General features: G+C 53.4%; 9 protein-coding genes and 1 pseudogene. 2 read left to right on the top strand and 8 right to left on the bottom strand.

Translation table 11 applies throughout. The annotated features are described in order from the left end of the window. Positions 1 to 676, bottom strand: a pseudogene (locus NW862_RS04630) (helix-turn-helix domain-containing protein); the annotation flags it as partial. 167 nt (positions 677 to 843) lie between these two features. Between NW862_RS04630 and NW862_RS04625 the strand changes: the two are divergent. Both NW862_RS04625 and NW862_RS04620 read left to right on the top strand, forming a co-directional pair. Beyond that, positions 844 to 981: a hypothetical protein gene (locus NW862_RS04625; RefSeq protein WP_414335724.1), complete on the top strand. Its 138-nt coding sequence runs from the start codon at positions 844 to 846 to the stop codon at positions 979 to 981. Positions 982 to 1,029: 48 nt separating this feature from the next. Beyond that, on the top strand, positions 1,030 to 1,257 hold the full coding sequence (locus tag NW862_RS04620; RefSeq protein ID WP_414335723.1) for a transposase: 228 nt from the start codon (positions 1,030 to 1,032) through the stop codon (positions 1,255 to 1,257). Between the two features lie 188 nt (positions 1,258 to 1,445). On the opposite strand, the gene NW862_RS04615 is transcribed toward NW862_RS04620, so the two are convergent. From NW862_RS04615 to NW862_RS04585, 7 genes are read right to left on the bottom strand one after another with little or no spacing between them, the layout of a single operon-like run. Next, on the bottom strand, positions 1,446 to 1,898 hold the full coding sequence (locus NW862_RS04615; RefSeq protein ID WP_414335721.1) for a molybdenum cofactor biosynthesis protein MoaE: 453 nt from the start codon (positions 1,896 to 1,898) through the stop codon (positions 1,446 to 1,448). Continuing rightward, positions 1,899 to 2,162, bottom strand: coding sequence for a MoaD/ThiS family protein (locus NW862_RS04610; protein WP_414347635.1), 264 nt, complete (start codon positions 2,160 to 2,162; stop codon positions 1,899 to 1,901). Between the two features lie 8 nt (positions 2,163 to 2,170). After that, complete coding sequence (gene moaC, locus NW862_RS04605; RefSeq protein WP_414426966.1) at positions 2,171 to 3,238, bottom strand: cyclic pyranopterin monophosphate synthase MoaC; 1,068 nt, start codon at positions 3,236 to 3,238, stop codon at positions 2,171 to 2,173. A gap of 4 nt (positions 3,239 to 3,242) precedes the next feature. Further along, complete coding sequence (moaA, locus tag NW862_RS04600) at positions 3,243 to 4,181, bottom strand: GTP 3',8-cyclase MoaA (protein ID WP_414347640.1); 939 nt, start codon at positions 4,179 to 4,181, stop codon at positions 3,243 to 3,245. A 1-nt stretch (position 4,182) separates the two neighbouring features. Continuing rightward, positions 4,183 to 5,346, bottom strand: coding sequence for a molybdopterin molybdotransferase MoeA (locus NW862_RS04595; protein WP_414426965.1), 1,164 nt, complete (start codon positions 5,344 to 5,346; stop codon positions 4,183 to 4,185). Between the two features lie 55 nt (positions 5,347 to 5,401). Beyond that, a complete protein-coding gene (locus NW862_RS04590) occupies positions 5,402 to 5,869 on the bottom strand; it encodes a nitrate reductase associated protein (protein WP_414335726.1) in 468 nt (155 codons plus the stop codon). 26 nt (positions 5,870 to 5,895) lie between these two features. After that, positions 5,896 to 7,974, bottom strand: a complete 2,079-nt coding sequence (locus NW862_RS04585; RefSeq protein WP_414426964.1) for a molybdopterin oxidoreductase family protein — start codon at positions 7,972 to 7,974, stop codon at positions 5,896 to 5,898. Positions 7,975 to 8,085: the final 111 nt, after the last annotated feature.

Below are 8,085 nucleotides of genomic sequence, written 5' to 3'. Positions count from 1 at the left end.
CTTCCTCGCATCTAGCTTCGGACATAACTCGCTTCTCAAAAACTCCAAAAAATCCCCTTTCTTCATCCCACCCTTGACGACACGACAGCCGACTACTCCCCTCAAGGAAATAGCTTCAATAACAGTATGCTTTTCCCCCTTATATCTCTGACGATAATGATAAGCCCTTTGACCGCGTGAACTCCGAGCTACTCCCCGTTCCATTCCCTCCCACACCCCTGTCTGGTCGAGAGCAATCAAATCCTCCGCTGGAATATCTCTGACTTCTTGACTATAAGCTAGTCGTTCTCTTTGCACCTCCTCTTCTTGGACTCTCGCACTGCGGTAAGTCCTTTCTTAGAGTCATTCCTTGCTTTTTCAAGAAATTTTGTATCGTGACAGTATTCACATCAATCTCTAAGCGTTCCCGCAACAGTTCTTGATATTGCCACAGGTAGAGGTCTGGGTGTTCCGCAATAATTGCCATCACTTCCTATCGATGTTGTTCCAAAATACCCACTCGCTTGGTGCCTACTTTCTTGGGGGTTAAATCTTGAGTTTGTTGGTACTGTCGCACCCAGCGGTGTACTGTTCTTTTGGTCACCATGAACCGTTCGGCTACCTGGCGGATAGAGGTCTTACCTGCCTGATAAGCTGCCACAACTCTTTGCCGTAGATCCAAAGAATGGGTTGGCATCCCTTTCTCTCCTTCCTCTTGAAATCTGTACCCCATTTTAAATTAACAGGCTGTAGTGAGAGAAGCCAAGCTACTCAACGGAACACCAGGGCAGTACCAAGCTCTGAATGAGGCCATTCGTATCCGTTGAGTACAAGCAGTCGGGGTAGAAACTTTCACCTGACGGGATGGCCATCGCCTTCACCGGCGGCAACCAGGCAGGTACCTTTGCCTTGTACTGCAACGGCAAAGCCAGACAGCTTATCCTCGGCTCCAAGATCAACCGGGTGCGGGTGGTGCGCAGAGCGGACAGGTACTACGCCTAGTTCTGCCTCGACAGAGAGCGCTGGGCACAGGGCGAGTACACCGGCCAGATGGTGGGTCTCGACCTGGGGCTGCACCACTTCTACTCCGACCAGAAGGGGAACACGGTAGATTGTCCTAAGTTTTTGCGCCGGAATGAGAAGCGGCTGAAAAGACATCAACGCAAGTTGAGCAGGACATTCGTCAAGGGAGCTGAGCGGCAGTCCAACCCCTACCACAAACGGAGAAAGAGGTTGGGCAAGGTACACCTGAAAGTCCAGCGCCAGCGTAGAGACTGAGCCATGAAGCTGGGCCGGTACGTAGTGCTCGCCTCTGGCGTTGCGGAGCACTTTGTCTAACAACGTCGTGGCGTATGAGGATTTGCAGGTGAAGAACCACCGCCTGGCCAAGTCCATGCCAGAGATCCCCACACTGCTCCTGGTTCAAACAATGACACTCTCTAACGCCAGCCTAGAAAGCCTAGAAATTATTCATCAAATGATTGTTCGAATAGCGAGGGTGTTTTTTGGCACAAAACCCACTGCGGTTCCTCGTCACGATAGTACTCTTTTTTCCAGATTGGCAGCCGATGCTTGATGGCATTGATGATGTAGCGTGTTCCAGCAAAGGCAGCAGCTCGATGGACAGCGGTAGTACCAACCCACACTGCGATGTCGCCAATCGCAAGATGGCCCTGACGGTGACAGGCGATAGCGCCACAGAGATTGAACTTAGAGCAGGCCTCCCGGAGGATCCTTTCGCCCTCCTTCTCGGCGAGGATTTCATAAACTTCGTACTCTAAGCTGAGAACAGTCCTTCCCCTGTTGTGATTGCGTACCCAACCCTCGAAGGTTACGAGGGCACCCGCTGTGCTATCGGCAAGTAAGCGGCTGAGCTCGGTTGTTTGGATAGCAGTGTCACTAATCAAAAACCGCAGCATCTAACCTCCACAGACTGGCGGAATAAAAATTACGAAGGCATAGTCGTCAACCGGACTAGTTAGGTCACAAAATTCATGATTGACAGCAACTTTAATATCTTCCACTGCCAGTGGGAAGCCATACTTTGCCTTCACCTGCTGATACAACTCCAGGTAGCTTGCTGCATTGGTTTGGAGCACTTCTCTACTTCGTTGAGCCTGCTCCCTCAGCATCGCCACATACTGGATAGTTACAGTTTTGGTCAGGGTAGACTGAGTTGTCATAGTTTCGATTACCTTGAGCTTAAAAGACGTTCAAAGGCAGCATACTCCTCTGGGGTATTGACGTTCATCAGTTCGGCCTCACAGTCAGGGGTAACTAGGGTACAGGGTTGGTCGCCAAGGACTTTAACAGGGCAGTATACCCCGGCTGCATAGGCAGCCCTCAGCACTGCTGCAGCCTGAGGAGTATAGATTGCACAGAGAGCCTCTGGAAAGCCAAGTTTGGGGTTAGCATAACAGGTCGCAACCGTTTCAGCTTGATAGTGCTCCAGTAGCTTTTGGATTGTCTTTGCTTGCAGATTGAGGAGATCGCAAGCAACAACTAACCAGTTAGCTTCGGGATGGGTGTTCAGGGCAGTCAGCAGACCACTGATTGGGCCAACGCTTTCTACTTGATCCGGCAGCGTGGGCAGCAACTCCAGTGGCGTGCTCAACCACTGACCGGCACGCGCTGATAGATAAACTCGCTGGCAGTAGGGTTGTAGCAATTCATAGAGATAGGCAGCATACGGTTTGCCAGTGTGGTTCAGCAGAGCCTTATCCCGGCCCATGCGCTTGCTCTGTCCCCCTGTAAGTACCAGACCGTAGAGAGGACGCTCCAGGAGGGCGTTTTTGCCGCCGGACTTGGTCACTAGGCGGGTCTCTCGAATACAGATGTGGGGTGACACCGACTTGCACATGTCGTAGATCGTCAGCGCCGCTACCGAAGCACCACAGAGGGCCTCCATTTCAACGCCTGTTTTGGCGCTGGTTTTGACGGTGCAGTGAACAGTTACAAGCAAGCGATCATCAATTTTGATATCAAAGGTGCAGCTCTCGACGGGAATCTGGTGACAAAAGGGGATCAGTTGCTCAGTCTTTTTAACAGCCATAGTACCCGCGATAACTGCTGTCTGAAACACCACTCCTTTCTCGAGGTAAATATCTTGACCAACAATATATGTACTCAAAGCAGGCGGCAATTGAACTATTGCTTGAGCTGTCGCTACTCGCAAAGATGCAGATTTGTTACTGACATCCACCATCTGCGGTTGGCCCTGAGCATCAAGATGCGCCCATACACGATCAGCCTCACCCATAGATCTAGCCCCCTAAACTGTACATCGGATGTAAAACCTGCTCGACCCTGCGCATTGGCTTCATCCCTAAAAGCTGTTGGTAAATCTGTCGGCGTTGTGCTGGTGTCGCATCACGGATTGGCAAGCCGTTTTCGGTAAATAGGCAAGCAAAGAGACGTCCATCGGCGGTCAAGCGCCAGCGCGAGCAGGTGCTGCAGAAAGGTTGCGACTCGGAGGCAATAAATCCGATTTTGGCAGCCCCATCGACTGTGAAGTAGAATGCTGTAGAATCAGGTACCGTCGGCAGCTGGGTTAGGGTATAGCGTTCCTTTAGGCGAGCAATACACTCTTGTGCTGAAATGTAGCGCTCATCATAAATATGGTTGGCATAGCCAATCCGCATCAGCTCCAAAAAGCGAACTGTCACACCTGTCTCGCGAGCAAATTCAACAAAATCAAACAGCTCATGATCGTTGACGCCTCGCATCAGAACTGCGTTGAGCTTGATGCTAAACCCCTGAGCAATACCCTCCCGGATATTACGAAGAATATCGGCAAGGCAGTCTCGGTGTGTGATCCAGGCTTCAGTAGCAGGCTGAAGGCTGTCGAGACTGATGTTAAGATTATGAACATTGGCAGCTTTAAGGACATCCCAGTAGAGGTGCAACAGCACTCCATTGGTCGTGAGGCTGAGGGAGGGAATTTTCAGCTCAGCAAGCCCCTGCATGATTTCGGCAAACTCGCGCCGAACCAGAGGTTCGCCACCTGTGATACGAACTTCCTCGATGCCATAGTCCAGCAGCTCACCGATAATGTCTTTGTATTGCTGCGGACTTAGATAGCTGCTTTTGTCCATGAACTCAGGATACAGGGGCATACAGTAGCGACAGCGCAGGTTGCATTGATCGGTCAGGGAGACCCTCAGCTTGCGAATGCGGCGGTTCCATTGATCAACTAGTTGCATCCTAGTACCAGGGATAGAATAAAAAGACTTCGCCAGCCTTAAAGACCACTTGATCTTGGGGGAGCTCTACAAAGCCATCGCTGGTTGCCAGAGCAACAAAGTCGCCAGAGCTCTGAGGCATGATTAGTGTGAGGGCTTGGTTGCTACCAAGCTTGGCAGGTACAAAAAAAGTGAGATTAGGCTCAAAGGTAATGGTCTCACCCAGATAGCCGGAATAAACGGTGCGGTTCAGCAGATAGCGATGCAGACACACAAGAGCTGAGACAGGATTGCCTGGTAGCCCCCAGACAATGGTGTCAGCTTGATGATCAATGCCAAACCACATCGGCTTGCCCGGTTTTTGGGCGACACCGTGAATATAGGCAGTAACGCCACAATGTTGCCAAATTCGAGGTAAGTAGTCGCGTTTTCCCTTCGAGATACCGCCGGTGTAAATCAAGAGGTCATAGCTTTGGGTGTTAGTTTGGTAGTGGGCGATAATGCTAGCCGAATCATCGGGGATGTGGTCAATCTCGACCTCGGTGTAACCGTAGGCGAGGAGAGCAGCTCTGAGGGCGTAAGCGTTGGAGCATCGCAGTTGATAGGGTGTGGGAGTTTGCTCGATGGAGACCAATTCATCACCTGTGGCTACAAGTTTGATGCGGGGAGCTGCTTCGACTTGGACATGGCTGTAGCCGAAGGAGGCTAGAGTGCCGATATGAACGCTCTTGAGGGTAATGCCGGGGTGGAGAACGAGTGCCCTTGCGATGCAGTCGCTGCCTTGTCGATGAATAAAATCACCTCTGCTGCGCTCAACTTCATAGGTGATGGTAGCGACTCCCCGCTCGATACTAATCTGCTCGTAGGGGACGACAAGATCGCTACCCAGCGGCAGGGGACAGCCGGTCATCACTTCGAAGCACTGCTGCGGGTCGGCCAGCGTGGCAGCGCTTACCCCAGCGGCAGCCATGCCCGCAACCCTAAAGCGGCGCTGCCCAGCGGCATAGGCAGCGTAGTTAATGGCAATGCCGTCCACCATGACGCGGTTAATCGGCGGGTAGTCACGATCGGCATAGATCGGCTCAGCAAGAACCCGGCCTGCGCACTTCGCGATTGGGATCGACTCGGTTCTAGGTGGCAGCCACTGGGCTTTGATAACGGCTTCAGCTTCTTGGACGCTGATCATAAGCGCTGAAAGTAAGGCCAACGAATGGAGTGTCCGAGTATGAGCTGCACCTACCCTAGCAGCGCTTATCTTGGCTCCAGGGTGAGGAGAATTCCTGAAAGGCAGGTACAAAGTTACGGTTTTCGTGCTTGGAGCAACTAAGCTTAATGAGGGCAAAGCGCTGCAAGGGCGTTAGCTTTTGCCACAGCTCAAGGGTCAGCACAACCCCCCTGGCTGCTGCTTGCTCAAGGACGCTGGCAGGGATTGCGGTGGCATCTTCCCAAGCCGGTTTTGGATCAACAGGCAGTTCACTAGCTTGTTCTTGGCAGACATTTTCAATAAGGTGAATCAGGTACTCGCGGTAGGCAGCACGGTCGGCAGCAGTATCAGTTGGTCGGTCAATCAAGCTTTGGCGCTGCTGACGACTAAAACGCAGCCACTGATGTAGTTTGAGTTTGATGCCACACTGATCCAGCTTCAAGCGCACAACCATAGGGATGCAGCGGAGGCTATCGGCAAAGTCTTGCTCGAACTGAAAGATCATCGCGTTACCCAAGACATAAAGTGGGCTTAGATTGACAGGGGTTCGATGCGACTAAGTCTGACGGCACAGGCTTTAAGTTCAGGTTGCTTCGAGCTAGGGCAGGCAACCGAGTGAGTGAGGGCATTGCAGGCGGTATCTTCACCCCACAATGGTCCCCAATGCATCGGCATAAATACCGTGCCGGGGCTGATCGCCCGAGTTATTTTAACCGGGAGGGTAGCCTTGCCTCGCCGTGATTCAACCCTTACCCAGTCGCCATCGGTGAGCCCTACCCTGTCAGCATCACGGGGGTGAATCTCGAGAAAAGGCTGGGGGTGCATTGCTCGAATTTTGGCTACATGGCCAGTACGGGTTTGGGTGTGCCAATGGCCATAGAGGCGTCCTGTAGTGAGGACATAGGGATAGTCGGGATCCGGCGGTTCGGCAAGGCCGTGTGAATGACTGGCGATGAAACGAGCGCGACCTGTAGGCGTTGGAAAGTGGTGATTGATATAGAGGTTGCGGGTCTCGATTGGTCCAGTACGGGGATAAGGCCACTGTTGGGGGCCTTGGTGCAGGAGCTCATGACTGAGGCCAGAAAGATCACAGGGACGCCCAGCAGTAAGACCGACATATTCGGCAAAAACTGCTGCGCTATCGGCAAAGCTAAACGCCTGGGCAAAGCCCAGACGGCGGCCTACTTCCGCCCAAATTTCCCAATCAGCCCGCGCTTCACCGGGGGGATGGCGCCACGCCGGACAGAGGGTAACGCGGCGCTCGGAGTTGGTCATGGTGCCCGTTTTTTCACCCCACTGAGCAGCAGGCAGCACCAGATGCGCGTAGGCAGTGGTTTCGGTAGGAAAGTAGGCATCTTGGACAATCGTGAAAGGCGATCGCGAGAGCGCTGCTGCTACCCGGTGCAGGTCGGGCAAGCTCACCAGCGGGTTGGTGGCGGCAATCCAGAAAACATCCAGGGCGCCAGCCTCCAGAGCGCGAATCATCCCGAGAGCATCGAGGCCAGGCTCAGGATTGATTGGGCCAAGCTGCCAATACTGCTCCACAGCAGCGCGATCTTCCGGGTTCGTAACCTTGCGATAGCCGGGCAAGAGGTGGGCCAAGCCACCCGCCTCTCGGCCGCCCATGGCGTTAGGCTGCCCCGTCAGCGAGAACGGCCCTGCCCCCGCAAAGCCTATTTGGCCAGTGAGCAAATGGAGATTGATAAGACTTGTAACCTTGGCAGTACCTTCGCTGGACTGGTTAAGCCCCATTGACCACATGGAAAGGGTTTTCCGGGAGTGCTGCCAGAGTCGAGCGACGGCAATTACATCCTCAATTTCTATGCCGCAGCGACTAGCCACACGCGCAGGAGTGTACTCGGCCACCAGAGCCGCATAGGTCTCAAAGCCTTCGGTGTGTTGGGCAATGAAGTCGTGGTTGATGGCCCCCCATTGAATGAGTAGGTGGGCGATACCATTGAGCAAATCAATGTCGCTGCCCGGAGCAATCCCAAGATACAGATCTGCACCCTCAGCCGTCTCGGTACGGCGGGGATCCACAACCACCACCTTCAAACTCGGGTCACTCTTGTGGCGCTTGCGCAGGCGATTGAACAAAATTGGGTGGCACTCAGCGGTGTTGGTGCCGATCAAAAAGGCAAGCTCACAGCTATCGAGGTCAGAGTAGCTACAGGGAGGGCCATCTGAACCCAAGCTTTGGCAGTAGCCCTCCACGGCAGAGGACATGCAAAGGCGCGAGTTGCTGTCAAAGTTATTACTGCCCAGGCAGCCCTTGAGTAGCTTTTGAGCAACGTAATAATCTTCAGTATGCAACTGCCCTGAACCATAGATCGCAATTCGCTCGGGGCGACTCTGGCGAATGCGCTCCACGATCAAATCCAGCGCTTGATCCCAGCTAATCGGCTGAAAATCATCGCGGAGGCTGGAGCGATAAAGAGGCACGGTGGCACGGTTGTGATCAAGGGTTTCGAGAAGAGTGGCACCCTTAACACAAACCATGCCTTGACTGGAGGGATGAGACCGATCCCCGCGAATTCTTGTGCCGCCAGCCAGAATTTCCAGGCCACAACCAACCCCACAGTAGGGACAGAGGCTACGCACGTTATCCATTGCTGATTCTCATCTGAAGTTGGTTTACTCCTCCTGGGCAAAGCGACGGTGGAGAAAGTCGAGGAATTTGTTGCTTGGGCTGCAAAGCTTGGGCGCCTCAGGGATCCCGAC

It is taken from the genome of Synechococcus sp. H55.8, from assembly GCF_047462375.1.
Taxonomy (GTDB): domain Bacteria; phylum Cyanobacteriota; class Cyanobacteriia; order Thermostichales; family Thermostichaceae; genus Thermostichus.
The sequence above is the reverse complement of the archived record's forward strand: the minus strand, read 5'-3'. Positions and strand labels throughout refer to the sequence as shown.

Bases quoted from the DNA above. Each gene is read 5' to 3' on its own strand.
- NW862_RS04625 (WP_414335724.1), top strand. From the start codon at position 844: ATGGCCATCGCCTTCACCGGCGGCAACCAGGCAGGTACCTTTGCCTTG.
- NW862_RS04620 (WP_414335723.1), top strand. From the start codon at position 1,030: ATGGTGGGTCTCGACCTGGGGCTGCACCACTTCTACTCCGACCAGAAG.
- NW862_RS04615 (WP_414335721.1), bottom strand. From the start codon at position 1,898: ATGCTGCGGTTTTTGATTAGTGACACTGCTATCCAAACAACCGAGCTC.
- NW862_RS04610 (WP_414347635.1), bottom strand. From the start codon at position 2,162: ATGACAACTCAGTCTACCCTGACCAAAACTGTAACTATCCAGTATGTG.
- moaC (WP_414426966.1), bottom strand. From the start codon at position 3,238: ATGGGTGAGGCTGATCGTGTATGGGCGCATCTTGATGCTCAGGGCCAA.
- moaA (WP_414347640.1), bottom strand. From the start codon at position 4,181: ATGCAACTAGTTGATCAATGGAACCGCCGCATTCGCAAGCTGAGGGTC.
- NW862_RS04595 (WP_414426965.1), bottom strand. From the start codon at position 5,346: ATGATCAGCGTCCAAGAAGCTGAAGCCGTTATCAAAGCCCAGTGGCTG.
- NW862_RS04590 (WP_414335726.1), bottom strand. From the start codon at position 5,869: ATGATCTTTCAGTTCGAGCAAGACTTTGCCGATAGCCTCCGCTGCATC.
- NW862_RS04585 (WP_414426964.1), bottom strand. From the start codon at position 7,974: ATGGATAACGTGCGTAGCCTCTGTCCCTACTGTGGGGTTGGTTGTGGC.